16 protein-coding genes are annotated in these 14694 nt (G+C 67.6%); 9 read left to right on the forward strand and 7 right to left on the reverse strand.

The genetic code is table 11. The features are described from left to right. The first annotated feature begins 97 nt into the window (after nt 1-97). From FB381_RS21010 to FB381_RS21020, 3 genes are read left to right on the forward strand one after another with little or no spacing between them, the layout of a single operon-like run. Nucleotides 98-754, forward strand: coding sequence for a fasciclin domain-containing protein (locus FB381_RS21010; protein WP_141782080.1), 657 nt, complete (start codon nt 98-100; stop codon nt 752-754). A gap of 37 nt (nt 755-791) precedes the next feature. Then, entirely contained in the window at nt 792-1391 is a 600-nt protein-coding gene (gene sigK, locus FB381_RS21015; RefSeq protein ID WP_141782081.1) for an ECF RNA polymerase sigma factor SigK, read from the forward strand. Then, nucleotides 1388-2149 carry an anti-sigma factor gene (locus tag FB381_RS21020; RefSeq protein ID WP_141782082.1) on the forward strand — a complete coding sequence of 254 codons (762 nt, stop codon included), beginning with the start codon at nt 1388-1390 and terminating at the stop codon, nt 2147-2149. The genes sigK and FB381_RS21020 overlap by 4 nt, the downstream gene beginning before the upstream one ends. A gap of 38 nt (nt 2150-2187) precedes the next feature. Here the strand turns inward: FB381_RS21020 and FB381_RS21025 are convergent, their stop codons facing one another. Next, nucleotides 2188-2964: an NPP1 family protein gene (locus tag FB381_RS21025; RefSeq protein ID WP_141782083.1), complete on the reverse strand. Its 777-nt coding sequence runs from the start codon at nt 2962-2964 to the stop codon at nt 2188-2190. Nucleotides 2965-3110: 146 nt separating this feature from the next. Here FB381_RS21025 and FB381_RS21030 point away from each other — a divergent pair, with 146 nt between their 5' ends. Further along, on the forward strand, nt 3111-3557 hold the full coding sequence (locus FB381_RS21030) for a TY-Chap domain-containing protein (protein WP_141782084.1): 447 nt from the start codon (nt 3111-3113) through the stop codon (nt 3555-3557). 40 nt (nt 3558-3597) lie between these two features. Here FB381_RS21030 and FB381_RS21035 read toward each other — a convergent pair whose 3' ends face one another. From FB381_RS21035 to FB381_RS21045, 3 genes are all read right to left on the reverse strand, one after another. Beyond that, nucleotides 3598-4641 carry a hypothetical protein gene (locus tag FB381_RS21035; RefSeq protein ID WP_141782085.1) on the reverse strand — a complete coding sequence of 348 codons (1044 nt, stop codon included), beginning with the start codon at nt 4639-4641 and terminating at the stop codon, nt 3598-3600. A gap of 216 nt (nt 4642-4857) precedes the next feature. Then, the gene (locus FB381_RS21040; RefSeq protein WP_141782086.1) at nt 4858-5118 is read right to left on the reverse strand and encodes a metal-sensitive transcriptional regulator; all 261 of its coding nucleotides are present in this window, start codon (nt 5116-5118) and stop codon (nt 4858-4860) included. Beyond that, nucleotides 5102-5521, reverse strand: coding sequence for a DUF302 domain-containing protein (locus FB381_RS21045; RefSeq protein ID WP_141782087.1), 420 nt, complete (start codon nt 5519-5521; stop codon nt 5102-5104). The genes FB381_RS21040 and FB381_RS21045 overlap by 17 nt, the downstream gene beginning before the upstream one ends. A gap of 112 nt (nt 5522-5633) precedes the next feature. Between FB381_RS21045 and FB381_RS21050 the strand changes: the two genes are divergently transcribed. Both FB381_RS21050 and FB381_RS23985 read left to right on the forward strand, forming a co-directional pair. After that, entirely contained in the window at nt 5634-6023 is a 390-nt protein-coding gene (locus FB381_RS21050; protein ID WP_141782088.1) for a carboxymuconolactone decarboxylase family protein, read from the forward strand. Nucleotides 6024-6057: 34 nt separating this feature from the next. Continuing rightward, entirely contained in the window at nt 6058-6228 is a 171-nt protein-coding gene (locus FB381_RS23985) for a hypothetical protein (RefSeq protein ID WP_170225257.1), read from the forward strand. A 203-nt stretch (nt 6229-6431) separates the two neighbouring features. On the opposite strand, the gene FB381_RS21055 is transcribed toward FB381_RS23985, so the two are convergent. Together FB381_RS21055 and nrdR are read right to left on the reverse strand one after the other, a co-directional pair. Beyond that, nucleotides 6432-9362 (reverse strand): vitamin B12-dependent ribonucleotide reductase, encoded by a 2931-nt coding sequence (locus FB381_RS21055; protein WP_141782089.1) that lies wholly within the window; start codon nt 9360-9362, stop codon nt 6432-6434. Nucleotides 9363-9539: 177 nt separating this feature from the next. Continuing rightward, nucleotides 9540-10040, reverse strand: coding sequence for a transcriptional regulator NrdR (nrdR, locus tag FB381_RS21060; protein ID WP_141782090.1), 501 nt, complete (start codon nt 10038-10040; stop codon nt 9540-9542). A 465-nt stretch (nt 10041-10505) separates the two neighbouring features. On the opposite strand from nrdR, the gene FB381_RS21065 reads away from it, so the two are divergent. Beyond that, the gene (locus tag FB381_RS21065) at nt 10506-11417 is read left to right on the forward strand and encodes a hypothetical protein (RefSeq protein WP_141782091.1); all 912 of its coding nucleotides are present in this window, start codon (nt 10506-10508) and stop codon (nt 11415-11417) included. Between the two features lie 130 nt (nt 11418-11547). On the opposite strand, the gene FB381_RS21070 is transcribed toward FB381_RS21065, so the two are convergent. After that, a complete protein-coding gene (locus tag FB381_RS21070; RefSeq protein WP_141782092.1) occupies nt 11548-11925 on the reverse strand; it encodes a LysM peptidoglycan-binding domain-containing protein in 378 nt (125 codons plus the stop codon). 178 nt (nt 11926-12103) lie between these two features. On the opposite strand from FB381_RS21070, the gene lexA reads away from it, so the two are divergent. Next, nucleotides 12104-12874: a transcriptional repressor LexA gene (gene lexA / locus FB381_RS21075; RefSeq protein WP_141782093.1), complete on the forward strand. Its 771-nt coding sequence runs from the start codon at nt 12104-12106 to the stop codon at nt 12872-12874. Nucleotides 12875-12974: 100 nt separating this feature from the next. After that, nucleotides 12975-14675 (forward strand): alkaline phosphatase D family protein, encoded by a 1701-nt coding sequence (locus FB381_RS21080; RefSeq protein ID WP_246088243.1) that lies wholly within the window; start codon nt 12975-12977, stop codon nt 14673-14675. Nucleotides 14676-14694 lie beyond the last annotated feature (19 nt).

The following is a 14694-nucleotide window of genomic DNA, read 5'->3' on the forward strand; positions in this document are numbered from 1 at the left end:
CGATGACGAACCGATCACAAATCGACCAAATCCGATCGGCCCACGGTGCCGAAGCACTCATGACAGCAAGAAGAGACATCCCTCGAAAGGCACTCTCATGAAGCTCAACAAGTTCACCCGCACCGGCAGCGCAGTCGCGTCGATGGCGCTCCTGCTGGGTGTCGGCCTCGCGGCCTGCGGCTCTGAGGACACGGGGGCGGGCTCCGGATCCGACAGCGGCTCCAAGACCTCCGAGTCCACCGAGTCCACCGGGTCCTCTTCCGAGGAGACCACCGACGCCGGCGCAGAGACCTTCGGCGAAGGCTGCAAGCTGATCCCCGCCGACGGCGCCGGTTCGTTCAACGGCATGTCGACCGCACCGGTCGCCTCCGCCGCGAGCGCCAACCCGCTGCTCAAGACGCTGGTCTCGGCGGTCGGTGAGGCCAAGCTCGTCGACACCCTCAACGGTGCGGACGCGCTGACCGTCTTCGCCCCGACCGACGACGCCTTCAAGAAGATCCCGAAGGCCGACCTGAACGCCGTGATGGCCGACAAGAAGATGCTGACCAAGGTGCTCACCCACCACGTGGTCGCCGGCCAGCTCGGACCCGACGAGATCGCCGGTGAGCACAAGACCCTGGCCGGTGACATGATCGAGGTCAAGGGCTCCGACGAGAAGTTCACCGTCGGCAAGGAGAACGCCAAGGTCCTGTGCGGCAACATCCCGACCGCGAACGCCACGGTCTACGTTGTCGACACCGTTCTGATGCCCTGATCTGCAACTCCGTCAAGACATCAGCGAGGATCACCCCATGAGACCTCTCAGCTCTGTCCCCTCCGGCGACTCGTCGCCGGGGGGGACCGGGTCCCCCGGACTGCCCGGGCTCCTGCGCCGCATCGCCCGAGGTGACGAGGCGGCGTTCGCCGAGCTCTACGACGCCACCTCTGCCCGCGTGCACGGGCTGGTGCTGCGGGTGGTGCGAGACCCGGCCCAGGCCGAGGAGGTCACCCAAGAGGCCTTCCTCCAGGTGTGGCGCCAAGCCAGCCGCTACGACGAGGGCCTGGGCAGCGCGATCTCATGGATGCTGACCCTCGCTCATCGCCGTGCCGTCGACCGGGTCCGGTCGGCGGAGTCCGCCGGCCGCAACGACACGACCTACCACGGCAACACCCAGCCGACACCGCATGACACGACCTCCGAAGCAGCAGAGGCCTCGATGGAGGCCCGCCGGGTCCACGCCGCACTCGCAGCGCTGACCGAGGTGCAGCGCGAAGCGCTGCAGCTGGCCTACTTCGGCGGCTATACACACACCGAGGTCGCTGCCATGCTCGAGCTTCCTGTCGGCACGGCCAAGACCCGAATCCGAGACGGACTGATCCGGTTGCGCGACGCGATGGGAGTGAACCAATGACCGATCACGATATTCACGCCCTCTCCGGCGCCTACGCCGTGGACGCCGTCGACGACGTCGAACGCGCCCGCTTCGAGCGGCACCTCGCCGTCTGCGCCGACTGCCGCGCCGAGGTGGCCAGCCTTCGCGACAGCGCCTCCCTCCTCGGCGGGCTGACCGACACCGCTCCCCCGGTCGCGATGCGGGAGAACCTGCTCGCCGGGATCAAAGGGATCCGCCCCCTTCCGCCCGAGACTGGCACTGCGCAGGGCGCGACCGAGACGACCGAGCCCCCTGAGACGTACGCAGCGACCGGCCGCCGCCGACCGAGGTGGCGACTCGTCGCCGCAGCGGCAGCAGTGATCGCCCTCGCCGGGACCGGCACGGTCGCCGTCGTCGAGCTGACCCGGGACGACTCGAGCCAGACGATGACGACAGCAGACCGCATACTGCATGCCGACGACGCGACGACCGTCGCCGCCGAGCTGCCCGGAGGCGCACGTGCTCGGCTGGTGCGCTCCTCGTCGGAGGCCAAGGCGGTGCTGATCACCTCCGGCATGCCGGACGCACCCAAGGGCAAGGTCTACGAGCTCTGGCTCCAGGTCGACGAAGCCATGGTCCCGGCCGGTCTGATGCCGGACCGCAGCGACCAGACGATCGTGCTCGAAGGCGATGCCTCGGCCGCTACCGCAGCCGGCATCACCGTCGAACCCGACGGCGGCTCGAAGGCGCCGACCTCCGCCCCGATCGCACTGTTCAACTTCGACCAGAGCAGCTAGCTGAGCGGGGGCCAGCGTGCCTGAACCAGACGCGCTGGTCAGGCGTAGGGGTCGAGGCTGACCTCGGACGGCTTCCCGCCGGCCAGCGCGTCACCGAAGCGCCCGTCGGTGAGCTTGAAGGTCGCGGACCCGAAGTCAGCTCCGGCGAGCGTGTCCCGGATGTCGGCCGGATAGTTGTCCCAACCGACCAGGCCCTTGACCTGCCAGGTGCCCTCATGATTCTCCGGCGGCTCGTCGCCGCCGGAGCCCTGGGCGAAGCGGAAGCAGTGAGTGCTGCCACCATCCTTGTGATAGACCACCTTCGGGTGCGTACCGCCGTCGAACTGCAGCTCCGACTCGGGCTTGATCTCATAGCCGCTGTGCTGGGAGACCGAGACGAACTTGGCGTGACCATCCTGCTCCCACACGATGATGTGCTCCCAGTCGTGCCGGTGGCCGGCCGAGCCGGGGCCCAGCGAGGCCTGATCCTTCTCGAAGTAGTAGCCGTAGAGGTAGGCACACCAACCGCTGTTGCACTTCGAGCGGGAGTAGACGTTGGTGTTCTGCAGGTCGGACAGATCGCGGCACTGGCCGTTCACGTCGCCGCCCATGCCGAGGCCCCCGTTGAGCGTGCCGTCAGGGCCGATGGCCGGAGTGCTGTAGCAACCGTCGGTGTCGAAGTCGAGCGCAGGCTGCCAGGTGCGGTCGCCCTCCGGGGCCGACGCCGGCAACGCGCCCGGCGGGTCAGCCCAAGCGGCGGCCGGAACGACCGAGATGATCGCGGCCAGCGGAAACGCGAGCGCAAGCCCGCGGGTAAGGCGTTTCCCGAGTCTCATGTGGGGTCCCTCGTCAGTAGGAAGCGGCGCACAGATGCAACCAGTGCAGGGAACCCGTGGCAACCCCCTCAACGTGAACGAGCAGCAATGCGACTCCCCCGCCCGTACGCCGCCGGGCCTATCACCCACCCTGGTTTGATGGAGGTGTGGACGCGACACAGTGGCTGGAACGGATTGCCTCGGAGCTCGCTGACCTCGGGCAGCAGGAGTTCGTGATCATCGGGGAGCCCGAACCCGACCCGCCGTCACCGACAGGCCTCCTGGGCAAGCTCAGGTCGAAGGTGTCCAAGCCGGCGGCTCCGTCGCGGTGGGGCCAGGTGCTCTGCATCGACGAGGTGCTCTACGCCGAGTTCGCCGGCACCCAGCACATCGGGGGCATCTGGGAGGCGCCCGTCGAGCAGCACGAGGCGCTTCGCGAGGCCGGCTGGCTCGCCCCCGACGACTCCGACCCCATCGCACCTCCCCCGCCCGCCCCTCACTACTGGCGCACCGTGCCCCAACCCGAGGCCGAGCTCATCGCCGGCCTCCTCGTCGATGCCTTCCACATCCTCGGCGCCGACTTCGAGACGCTCCGGCTCAAGCGGGACAAGTAGCCGACGGTCGGCTGGTAGCACCAGGCTCACGCCATGACCGTCACGCCGCAGAGCGGTGGTCTGTCAGGTCGTGGATCAACCCGGCGGCCGGCTCGGGCACGAGCTCGACGAATGAGTCCAGGGCGGCGCGACCTTCCGCCGGGATGCCTGCGCTGAGCGCCTTGATCGTGCCGGACTGCACCAGCCATGCCGCCAGGCAGGCCGGGTAGTCGTCGGGGTGGGTGAACAGCTCGTCGAGGTCGCCGTCGTCGGGGTGGTGGAATGCGTGCAGGCCGGCGTCCATGGCCAGCGTGACCAGGGCGTACGGAATATCGGTGAGCAATCCGTAGTCGCGAAGACCTCGAGTCACCCAGATCTTGTCGGGCTCCGCCGAGCCCCCTGGCCGTTCGCTGATGTCGCGGAGCGCGTCGATCCAGCGATCCGGCTCATCGGCGACGGCGTACGCAATCTCGTCGGGAACCCGCAGCGGCGCCGTCTCGAACATCGCGCCGCCCTCGATCGGCACGACCCTCCCGATCACGCACTCACCGTCATCGACGAACACCGCGGAGCCGATGTTGATCGTGTTCACCTGCCCACCGGTCACCGGATCTTCCCAGACCAGCTGCCGCGACTCACGCCGCAGGAGCCGCAGGCCCCGCATCGGCGCGCGCGTCCACTCCCAGATCCGGTCGGCACCGGCGATCAGGTCGCCCGCGGCGTTGTGTCGCAGGAAGGCCTCGAGACCACCGAGCTCGTAGAGGAACGCCTGGCGATAGACCCAGTTGCGGTCCATGATCTGGATCCGGTCGTCCTCCCGGTCACGGACAGGGTCGGGCCCGCCGCGCACGTCGATCGCGACCTTGATCGCCTTCGCCATCCGCCACTTGTTGCGCGGATCGGTCCCTTGGATCGCTTGCGAGACGATCCATCGTGAGTGAGCCCATCGCGGCATCAAGGCGCCGAGGAGCTCCATCTGCTCCAACCTCTCGATGCGCTGCGGATGCCAGAACTGGTCACCGTCGAGCTGGTTTCCCGTCCTACGAATGATCTCCAGGGCCGCCTTCACATCCCCACGAGCCTCGGCGTCGATCACCGCGAACATCGCCGGCCAGTAAGGGCTGTCGACGAGTTTCTCGGCGAACGTCCGCCTACGTGAATCGCGGAACCTCGCGTGCTGGACAGGTCGGGTCTGGTGCTTGTCTCGTTTCGGCATGGGTCCAGCAGACCCCTGATCCAGATGTCCTGCCACCCGCGTTGGCGAGCCTGTGGACAACCCCGTCCTGAGCCGCCCCTGTGGACAGCAACCGGCTCATCCGCCTCACGCCAGCGCGAGGAAGAGCTTCTCCATCTTCTTGGTGTCCACGCTGTCGCGCCCACCGTCGGCAAGGCATTTCTCCAGTCCGGTGGCGACCAGGGCGTACCCACCCCTGCTGACCGCCTTGTTGACCGCCGCGAGCTGGGTGAGGGCGTCCTCGCACTCCGAACCCTCCTCGAGCATCCGGATCACCGAAGCGAGGTGCCCGTTGGCCCGCTTGAGTCTGATGATGATGGCCTTGATCTCGTCAGGCTCGAGCTGCATCGTCGTCCTTCTTTCCAGTGAGTGCTTCCAGCATGCCGGTGAGACGCTGCCGTGCATCCGCCGCGACCTCGGAGACGACGGTGTCCGTGCTGAACGAGATCATCGCGTTCGGGTCGAATGCCTCGACCCGCGTCCCCTTACCCTCGGCGGCGACCACGACGTTGCACGGCAGCATCGTCGCGATCCGCGGATCTGCCTCGAGCGCACGATGAGCGAGCTGCGGCATACATGCCCCGAGGATCACCTGCTGCGGAATGTCGACACCGAGCTTGGCGTGCAGGGTGGCCGCCAGGTCGATCTCGGTGAGGACACCGAATCCGGCATCACCGAGGAGTTGTCGTACGCGAACCAAGGTCTCCGCGTACGACGCGGGGACGACGGCGCTCAGAGTGAAGCTGGTCATGGGTCTCCTCAGGTGTTGTCTTCGTCGATTCTATAACCCCCCAGGGGGTTATGCTACCTTCGAAATCGTAACCCCCCAGGGGGTTATGTTCCCAACGCAGGAAGGACCTGTCATGACCATCACGACCGACATCGAATCTCCCCACGGCAAGAGCGTCCTGCGGGAGCTCGGGCCGCTCCATCGGGAGCTGCGCCGCGCCATCCCTGAGGTCTACAAAGGCTGGGGCGAGCTCTCCAGGGCCTCCTTCGCCGACGGCGCGCTCGACCGTAAGACCAAGGAGCTGATCGCACTCGCGATCGGCGTGGTCGAGGGCTGCGACGGCTGCATCGCCTCCCACGGGCAGGCCGCCGCCCGAGCGGGTGCCAGCCCCCAGGAGGCCGCCGAGGCCATCGGTGTCACCTTCCTCATGCACGGCGGCCCCGCCACCGTTCACGGCGCACGCGCCTTCGACGCCTTCTGCGAGTTCGTCGACGCCCTCGACGCCGGCGAACCTCCCGCCTGAGCACCGACCAGACCTACAGAACAGGACCTGAACGATGTGTCGCTCCGTACGCTGCAAGAAGTGCGGCAAGACCACCTGGACCGGCTGCGGCCGCCACGTCTCCCGGGTCAGGGCCTCGGTGCCTTCCGGGCGCTGGTGCTCCGGGCACACCGCCGACCCCAAGGACCCCAACGGCACCTGGCTCGCCCGCATCCTCGGGCGCTGACTGTCGGTGGTCGCGCCTATCGTGCGCGACGTGAGCTCTGTGGCCGATCCCGAGCCCGCCGCGCATCACCTGGAAACGTGGCGGGCCTGGGCTTCTCCTGAGCTGGAACTGCAGGACGGCGTGGTCGTCGACCCCCTCCCCCGAAAACCAGTCCGGTCCCGCACCCAACATCGGGTGCGGGACCGGACTCAGTCACTCAGGACTCAGCTGCAACCGGAGGTCGAGCCGCAGCCCTCGCAGACGTAGCAGGAGCCGGCGGGGCGCATCTTCGTGCCGCAGGTGAAGCAGAGCGGGCTGTCGATGGCCATGCCGCTGATCGACTCGAGCAGCTCGGCGGTGGTCTGGGCGGCGGCCTTGGGGGCCTCGTCCGTGGTCGCCGCCTCGGCCGGAGCGTCTTCCTTGATGTCGGCGTCGACGACCTCGGTCTCGGTCTTGGCCTCGGCCTTGTGCTGCGGAGCCTTCTTCTCGACGAGCTCGGCGGCGGTGGAGCCGTTGCCGAGCGGCTCGTAGGAGCCGGTCTCCAGGTAGCGCTGACGCTCCTCGGCCGAGTAGATACCGAGCGCGGAGCGGTCCTCGAAGGACATGTAGTCCAGCGCCAGCCGGCGGAAGACGTAGTCCATGAGCGACTGCGCCATGCGTACGTCCGGGTCGTCGGTCAGGCCGGCCGGCTCGAACTTCAGGTTGGTGAACTTGGAGACGTAGGTCTCCAGGGGCACGCCGTACTGAAGGCCGACGGAGACCGCTATCGAGAATGCGTCCATGACACCGGCGAGGGTCGAGCCCTGCTTGCCGAGCTTGAGGAAGACCTCACCGAGCTCGCCGTCGGCGTGCGCACCGGAGGTCATGTAGCCCTCGGCGCCACCGACCGTGAAGGAGGTGGTGCGCGAGACGCGGGACTTCGGCAGCCGCTTGCGGGTCGGGGCGTAGACGATCTTCTCGATGATCTTCTCGACCACCTCGGGCTCGACGTCGGCCGCGGCCGCCTCGGCCGAGGAGAGACCCTGGTCCTTCTTGGCCGAGTCCGACTTGCCGTCGGCCAGCGGCTGGCCGACCTTGCAGTTGTCGCGGTAGATCGCGGTGGCCTTCAGGCCGAGCTTCCACGACTCGAGGTAGACCTGCTCGATCTCCTCGACGGTGGCCGACTCGGGCAGGTTGACGGTCTTGGAGATCGCACCGGAGAGGAACGGCTGGGTCGCCGCCATCATCCGCACGTGACCCATGGGCTGCAGCGCGCGCTTGCCCATCGCGGTGTCGAAGACCTCGTAGTGCTCCTGGCGCAGACCCGGGGCGTCGATGACGTGACCGTTCTCGGCGATGTAGTCGACGATCGCCTCGATCTGCTCGGGCTGGTAGCCCATCTTGGTCAACGCCCGCGGGATCACCTGGTTGACGATCTGCATCGAGCCGCCACCGACGAGCTTCTTGAACTTGACCAGCGAGAAGTCGGGCTCGATGCCGGTGGTGTCGCAGTCCATCATGAAGCCGATGGTGCCGGTCGGCGCGAGCAGCGAGGCCTGCGCGTTGCGGAAGCCGTTGACCTTGCCGATCTCGACGACGTCGTTCCACACCTTCGTGGCGGCGTCGATGATGTTGCGGTCGACCGGGTTGATCGAGCGCACCGCGTCGTTGGCGGCCTGGTGCTTGCGCATGACCCGCTGGTGCGCCTCGGCGTTGCGGGCGAACCCGGCGTACGGGCCGACGACTCCGGCCAGCTCGGCCGAGCGCTTGTAGCCGGCGCCGGTCATCAGCGAGGTGATGGCGGCAGCCATGGTGCGGCCACCCTCGGAGTCGTAGCCGAGCCCCATCGCCATCAGCAGCGCGCCGAGGTTGGCGTAGCCGATGCCGAGCTGGCGGTAGTCGCGGGTCGTCTCGCCGATCGCCTCGGTCGGGAAGTCGGCGAAGCAGATGGAGATGTCCATCGCAGTGAAGACGACCTCGCAGGCCTGCTGGAAGCGCTCGGCGTCGAAGGTGTCGTCGTCCTTGAGGAACTTGAGCAGGTTCAGCGACGCCAGGTTGCAGGAGGAGTTGTCGAGCGACATGTACTCCGAGCACGGGTTGGAGCCGGTGATGCGGCCCGTCTCCGGGTTGGTGTGCCAGTCGTTGATCGTGTCGTCGTACTGCAGACCCGGGTCGGCACACTCCCACGCGGCGACCGAGATCTTCTTGAAGAGCTCGCGGGCGTCGACCTCTTCGATGACCTCACCGGTGGTGCGCGAGCGAAGGCCGAACTTCTTGCCCTCCTCGACGGCACGCATGAACTCGTCGGAGACGCGCACGGAGTTGTTGGCGTTCTGGTACTGGACGCTGTGGCTGTCGCGGCCACCCAGGTCCATGTCGAAGCCGGCGTCGCGCAGCGCGCGGATCTTGTCCTCCTCGCGCGCCTTGGTCTCGACGAACTCCTCGATGTCGGGGTGGTCGACGTCGAGCACGACCATCTTCGCGGCACGACGGGTGGCGCCACCGGACTTGATGGTGCCGGCGGACGCGTCGGCGCCACGCATGAAGGAGACAGGGCCGGAGGCGGTGCCGCCGGAGGACTTCAGCAGCTCCTTGGAGGAGCGGATGCGGGAGAGGTTGAGACCGGCACCGGAGCCGCCCTTGAAGATCAGGCCCTCCTCCTTGTACCAGTTCAGGATCGAGTCCATCGAGTCGTCGACCGAGAGGATGAAGCAGGCCGAGACCTGCTGGGGGGACTCGGTGCCGACGTTGAACCAGACCGGCGAGTTGAAGGCGAAGTGCTGGTTGACGAGCAGCCAGGTGAGCTCGCGACCGAAGAGATCGGCGTCGTCGTCACTGACGAAGTATCCGTTCTCCTTGCCGGAGGCGACGTAGGTGTTCACGACCCGGTCGATCAGCTGCTTGAGGCTCTGCTCGCGCTTCTCGGAGCCCATCGCACCGCGGAAGTACTTCGTCGTCACGATCGTCGAGGCGTTGAGCGACCAGAAGTCGGGGAACTCGACCCCGGTCTGCTCGAAGACGGTCTCGCCGGTCTTCCAGTTCTTCTGGACGACGTCGCGTCGCTCCCAGTTGATCTCGTCGTAGGGGTGCACACCCTCGGTGCTGAAGATCCGCTCGACCTTCAACCGGGCGCCCGCCTTCGCTGGTGCCTGTGCCTCTGCTGCTGTGTCCGTCATCTCGTGGTTCCCCCTGTTGTCGATCCTGTGGTCATCGATCGTTGTGCCGTGCTGCTGGTCGGTGCTGATGGTCGAGTCTCCTGTTGTTACTGCCTTGCTGGATGGTCCGGACGGGTCGCTTCCCCACGGCCCGCCCGGACCGGTCTGTGAGCCACCTCGAAGCGATGGCCGTGGGATCTAGTCGGTGCCCACCGGAACCTCGACCGGATGCTTCGCCTCGTGGGCCTGGACTTCACGCTCGGTACGCAGCATCTGGATCTCCCGCTCGAAGTCGTCCGCCGAGCCGAAGGCCCGGTAGACGCTCGCGAAGCGCAGATAAGCCACCTCGTCGAGCTCGCGCAACGGCGCGAGGATCGCCAGCCCCACCTCGTGGCTGGGCACCTCGGCCAGACCCTGGCTCCGCAGCGTCTGCTCGACCTCTTGGCCCAGGCAGGCGAGCTGATCCTCGGTGACCGGCCGACCCTTGCACGCCTTGCGTACGCCGTGCACCGACTTGTCGCGGCTGAACGGCTCCGCGGCGCCGGAGCGCTTGGTCACCATCAGCTGCATCTGCTCGACGGTCGTGAACCGCTTCTCGCATCCCTGGCAGACCCGACGGCGCCGGATCTGGCCGCCGTCTTCCGCGACACGGGAGTCGAGCACCTTGGTGTCGCTGTTGCGGCAGAACGGACAGAGCACGTCGAGCCCCTTTCTTGAGTCGCGGTCTTTGGGCCAGGCACGTGGACCCGGAGCCTGTGGATCCAGCCCGACCCAGATGCGGCCGATGCCTGTGGAATCTGTGGATACGAGCGTGAGTCCTTGTGGAACAACACCCTCACCGCTGTGAACCATCCACCTGTTCATGTGAACTATATGTGGATAACTACAGCGGTGTAACTACTAGATGTAGTGGTAACCGTACGCCCGCCTCCAAGACGATGCAAGCGCCGATCGCGATTCACCGTGAGCCCGGCGTGTCGCCCCGAGGAGACGCCGCGAGAGCCCGGCGCGGCGGGCGATCAAACACTTAAAGATTCCGGTTCAACGGCCCCCGGCTGGCCTTGATGAGTAAGAATGTCCCCCGTGACAAACATCTCCGGAGGAAACCGCGTCGGGCCGCGGAGAGGCACGCGCCCCAGTAACGGACCCCGGCCACCATTCATCGTGCCTGCGATCGCGACGCTGGGATTCCTCATCATCTGGGGTGTCCTGGTGTGGGTCGCCGTCGGTTTCGGGGCCGACGCACGCGGCGGCGAGTCCGGCGCCTGGGCGAAGCTGGCCATCGCTGCGGTCGCCGCGGTCGCCTGCCTCTTCCTGACCTTCACCTTCGCCGGCAAGGCCTGGCGCGCACTCACCGGCTCCCCCACCGCTCCACCCGCCGAGGAATACTCCGGCAGCCACTCCAACGCCTACGTCGAGGAGCAGGACTACCCGGACCCGGAATACCCGGGCCAGGACTACTCGAGCCAGGACTACTACGGCACCAGCTCCTACGGCTACGAGGACACCGGGTCGTACGGCCGGCACAGCACCGACACCGGAAGCCAGTCGCCCTACGCCGACAGCTACGGCTACGACACCGGGAGCCAGTCGCCCTACGGCGACACCGGCAACCGCTCGTCGTTCGGCGACACGGGCAACCGCTCGTCGTTCGGCGACACGGGCAACCGCTCGGCCTACGGCGGTCCGACCTATCAGCCGCCGCCCCCTCAGCCCTACTACTCCAACCCGGCCACCCCGGCATCGACGCCACAGCCCCAGAGCTACGACTACGAGACCCAGGGGTACGACACCCAGGGGTACGACACTCCGGGCTACGGCACAGGGAGCTATCCGACCCAGCAGTCCGGGGCCTACCAGGCTGCCCCGGCCCGCTATGGCCAGACCGGCCCGCGGCCGACGATGCCCCCGACGATGCCGGCGGCGGACATCCCCACGCAGGCGATGCCCACCCAGCGACAGTCCCAGGTGTCGCCGGCGCCGCAGGAGGACGAGTGGCCGCCCCCGCGGCGCGCCTCGCGCAGTCATCAGTGGCCGCCCACCACCTCGGACGGCAGCTACCGCCCCCGACACTGACACAGACGCCGAGTCGTCGACAGACAACCGCGAGAGTGCCGCAGACGCTTCCCATCGTCTGCGGCACTCTCGTCTTTCCCCGGTAGCCGGCCGCCAGGGGGTGAGGGGGCAGCCGGACATCTAGGAGCCCTCAGCGGGCGGTCGGGATGATCAGGGTCTGCCCCGTGACCAGCATCGAGGACTCGAGGCTGTTGAGCTCCTTGATCGTCTGCTCCATCTCCCGGATGGAGGCGTCGGTGCCGGCTACCGCTTCCGAGGAGATGTCCCAGAGCGTGTCGCCATCGCCGACGACCATCGTGTGAGCGGAGGAGGAGGTGCCTGGAAACTCGGCACCGCCGGCCCCGAACGCGACCCGAGCGCCGACGAGCGCGATCGAGAAGAGCACGACGAGCGCGAAGGCGAACACGACGATCCGGCCGCGGCGGGTGAGCCGCACCTGCGAGCGACGCACTTCCCGCACGGGGCGCGGCGCCTCGGCTACGGGCAGCACATACACGGTTGCACTCATCACGGCCTCCAGATCAGTCTGTTTCGATCACGTGTTCGATCGAGCATGTGTTCGAAGGTAGATCACGTGTTCGAACAAAGCAAGTAGGCGTTCGAAGAATTTCCCAACGCGCCACCCGCCACTCCCGAGATCGAACAGATGTTTGAACTCGTGGGGCTGATGCGACTAATGTGCTGACATGACCACGCAGAAGACAGGCACCGGATCAGGTGGTTCGAAGAAGAGCCGCGTCCGCGAGCTGCCCGACGGGCCGCCGGACGCGACCGGGCTCACGCCACGTCAGCAGCGCATCCTCGCTCACCTGCGCGACAGCATCGAGCAGCGCGGCTACCCGCCGAGCATGCGCGAGATCGGTGCCGCGGTCGGGCTGACCAGCACCAGCAGCGTCGCCCACCAGCTCCGTGCGCTCGAGCAGCGTGGTCTGATCCGGAAGGACCCCAAGCGTCCCCGCGCTCTCGAGGTCTTCCTCCCCGAGGTGATGGCCCACCGCAAGGCGATGTCCGGCGACGAGAGCGATGCCGGCGAGGCCGACCTCAGCGCCGACCTCAACCCCACCCCCGACGCGACCATGGTGCCGCTCGTCGGCCGGATCGCGGCCGGTGGCCCGATCCTGGCCGAGGAGACCTCGAGCCAGCAGAGCGTCGAAGACGTCTTCCCGCTGCCCAAGCAGCTGGTCGGCAACGGCGAGCTCTTCCTGCTCTCGGTCTCCGGTGACTCGATGGTCGACGCCGCGATCTGCGACGGCGACTTCGTGGTCGTGCGCCAGCAGCCGACCGCGGAGAACGGCGAGATCGTGGCCGCGCTGATCGACGGCGAGGCGACCGTCAAGACGCTCTCGCGCAAGGACGGCAAGGTGTGGCTGCTGCCGCACAACGCGGCGTACGAGCCCATCGACGGCACCCACGCGACGATCCTCGGCAAGGTGACCGCTGTGCTGCGAAGCCTCTGATCCGAACGTTGCGAGAACCACCCGGAACCACCCGGGAACACTGCGTGAAATCCAGCCGCCGGCCCATGACAGGGCCGGCGGCTGCGTCGTTTCATACAGCGTGACCACGAACCGTCCAGCCCAGAACCATCTCGATCGCCGCACCCTCCTGGCGGCCGGCATCACCGGCGCCGCCGCGGCGACGATGACGCTCCCCTCACCGGCGGAGGCGGCCGGCGCGACGCTCAACCATTTCCAGCACGGTGTCGCCTCCGGCGACCCGCTCCCGGATCGCGTGGTCATCTGGACCCGGGTCACGCCCACCGCCGACGCGACCGCAGGGTCGGGAAAGGGCGAGGAGGTTCTGGTGCGCTGGGAGATCTCGCCGACGGCCGACTTCAAGCGCATCACCGGCAAGGGCTCGCAGCAGACCGGCCCCGACCGCGACCACACCGTGAAGCTCGACGTCACCGGCCTGGCTCCCGAGAGCTGGTACTTCTACCGCTTCACCTACAACGGCCAGACCAGCCGGGTCGGCCGCACCCGCACCGCTCCGGCGGCCGACGCCACCCCCGACAACGTACGTTTCGGGGTGGTCTCCTGCTCCAACCTGCAGGCCGGCTGGTTCGCCTCCTACCGCCACCTGGCCGAGCGCGACGACCTGCACGCGATCATCCACCTCGGCGACTACCTCTACGAGTACGGCCCGGGTGAGTACGGCTACGGCATGGGCAACGACGACGTGCGCCCCCACGAGCCGGCCCACGAGATGCACACCCTGGCCGACTACCGGATCCGGCACGCGCAGTACAAGCGCGACGTCGACCTCTCCGACGCGCACGCCCGCCTGCCCTGGATCGTCACCTGGGACGACCACGAGTCGGCCAACGACGCCTGGATGCTGGGCGCGGAGAACAACGAGCCGGGCGAGTTCGACTGGATCGACCGCAAGACCAGCTCCAACCAGGCCTACGACGAGTGGATGCCGCTGCGCGTCGACACCGGCCCCGATGACGAGGGCGCGACGGTGGAGACCGACGACCACCTCCACGACCGCATCTACCGGAGACTGCGGTTCGGCACCCTGCTCGAGCTGAGCATGCTCGACCTGCGCTCCTACCGCTCCGAGCAGGCGAGCCGCCTCGAGCTCGCGAAGGTCGACGACCCCGACCGCACCATCACCGGCGACGAGCAGCTGGCCTGGCTCAAGGACGGCCTGCTCACCGACGCGCAGTGGAAGATCGTCGGCAACCCGGTGATGATCGCGCCGGTCACGTTCGGCGCGCTGCCGAAGAGCCTGATCGCACCGGTCAACGACGTCGCCGGCCTGCTGCCCGACAACGGCATCGCCTACAACCTCGACCAGTGGGACGGCTACACCGCCGACCGCACCGAGCTCTTCGAGCACATCCGCAACAACGCGGTCACCGACACCGTCTTCGTCACCGGAGACATCCACTCCGCGTGGGCGTGCGACCTGCCGTACGACTCGGCCGTCTATCCGCTCGGCAAGACCGCCGGCGTCGAGTTCGTCGCCACCTCGGTCACCTCCAACAACCTCAAAGACGTGCTCGGGGCCCCGCGCCGCACGGTCAGCGTGACGGTCGAGAACATCATCAAGACCGCCAACCGCCACGTACGCCACCTCAACTTCGACGACCACGGCTTCTCGATCCTCGACGTGACCCGCAACCGGGCCCAGATGGACTGGTGGACCATCGGCGAGCGCCGCGACTCCAACACGACGGCGACCTGGTCGACGTCGTACGCCACGGCGACCGGAAGCAACCGCATCCATCGCGTGACAGAGCCGCTGTCATGACCGGCCACGGCGCGAACCG

The sequence above is a fragment of the Nocardioides albertanoniae genome (assembly GCF_006716315.1).
GTDB lineage: Bacteria > Actinomycetota > Actinomycetes > Propionibacteriales > Nocardioidaceae > Nocardioides > Nocardioides albertanoniae.

What these genes read in the sequence shown, in the direction of transcription:
- FB381_RS21010 (WP_141782080.1), top strand. Translation starts at nt 98, where the DNA reads ATGAAGCTCAACAAGTTCACCCGCACCGGCAGCGCAGTCGCGTCGATG.
- sigK (WP_141782081.1), top strand. Translation starts at nt 792, where the DNA reads ATGAGACCTCTCAGCTCTGTCCCCTCCGGCGACTCGTCGCCGGGGGGG.
- FB381_RS21020 (WP_141782082.1), top strand. Translation starts at nt 1,388, where the DNA reads ATGACCGATCACGATATTCACGCCCTCTCCGGCGCCTACGCCGTGGAC.
- FB381_RS21025 (WP_141782083.1), bottom strand. Translation starts at nt 2,964, where the DNA reads ATGAGACTCGGGAAACGCCTTACCCGCGGGCTTGCGCTCGCGTTTCCG.
- FB381_RS21035 (WP_141782085.1), bottom strand. Translation starts at nt 4,641, where the DNA reads ATGTTCGCGGTGATCGACGCCGAGGCTCGTGGGGATGTGAAGGCGGCC.
- FB381_RS21040 (WP_141782086.1), bottom strand. Translation starts at nt 5,118, where the DNA reads ATGCAGCTCGAGCCTGACGAGATCAAGGCCATCATCATCAGACTCAAG.
- FB381_RS21045 (WP_141782087.1), bottom strand. Translation starts at nt 5,521, where the DNA reads ATGACCAGCTTCACTCTGAGCGCCGTCGTCCCCGCGTCGTACGCGGAG.
- FB381_RS21050 (WP_141782088.1), top strand. Translation starts at nt 5,634, where the DNA reads ATGACCATCACGACCGACATCGAATCTCCCCACGGCAAGAGCGTCCTG.
- FB381_RS23985 (WP_170225257.1), top strand. Translation starts at nt 6,058, where the DNA reads ATGTGTCGCTCCGTACGCTGCAAGAAGTGCGGCAAGACCACCTGGACC.
- FB381_RS21055 (WP_141782089.1), bottom strand. Translation starts at nt 9,362, where the DNA reads ATGACGGACACAGCAGCAGAGGCACAGGCACCAGCGAAGGCGGGCGCC.
- FB381_RS21070 (WP_141782092.1), bottom strand. Translation starts at nt 11,925, where the DNA reads ATGAGTGCAACCGTGTATGTGCTGCCCGTAGCCGAGGCGCCGCGCCCC.
- lexA (WP_141782093.1), top strand. Translation starts at nt 12,104, where the DNA reads ATGACCACGCAGAAGACAGGCACCGGATCAGGTGGTTCGAAGAAGAGC.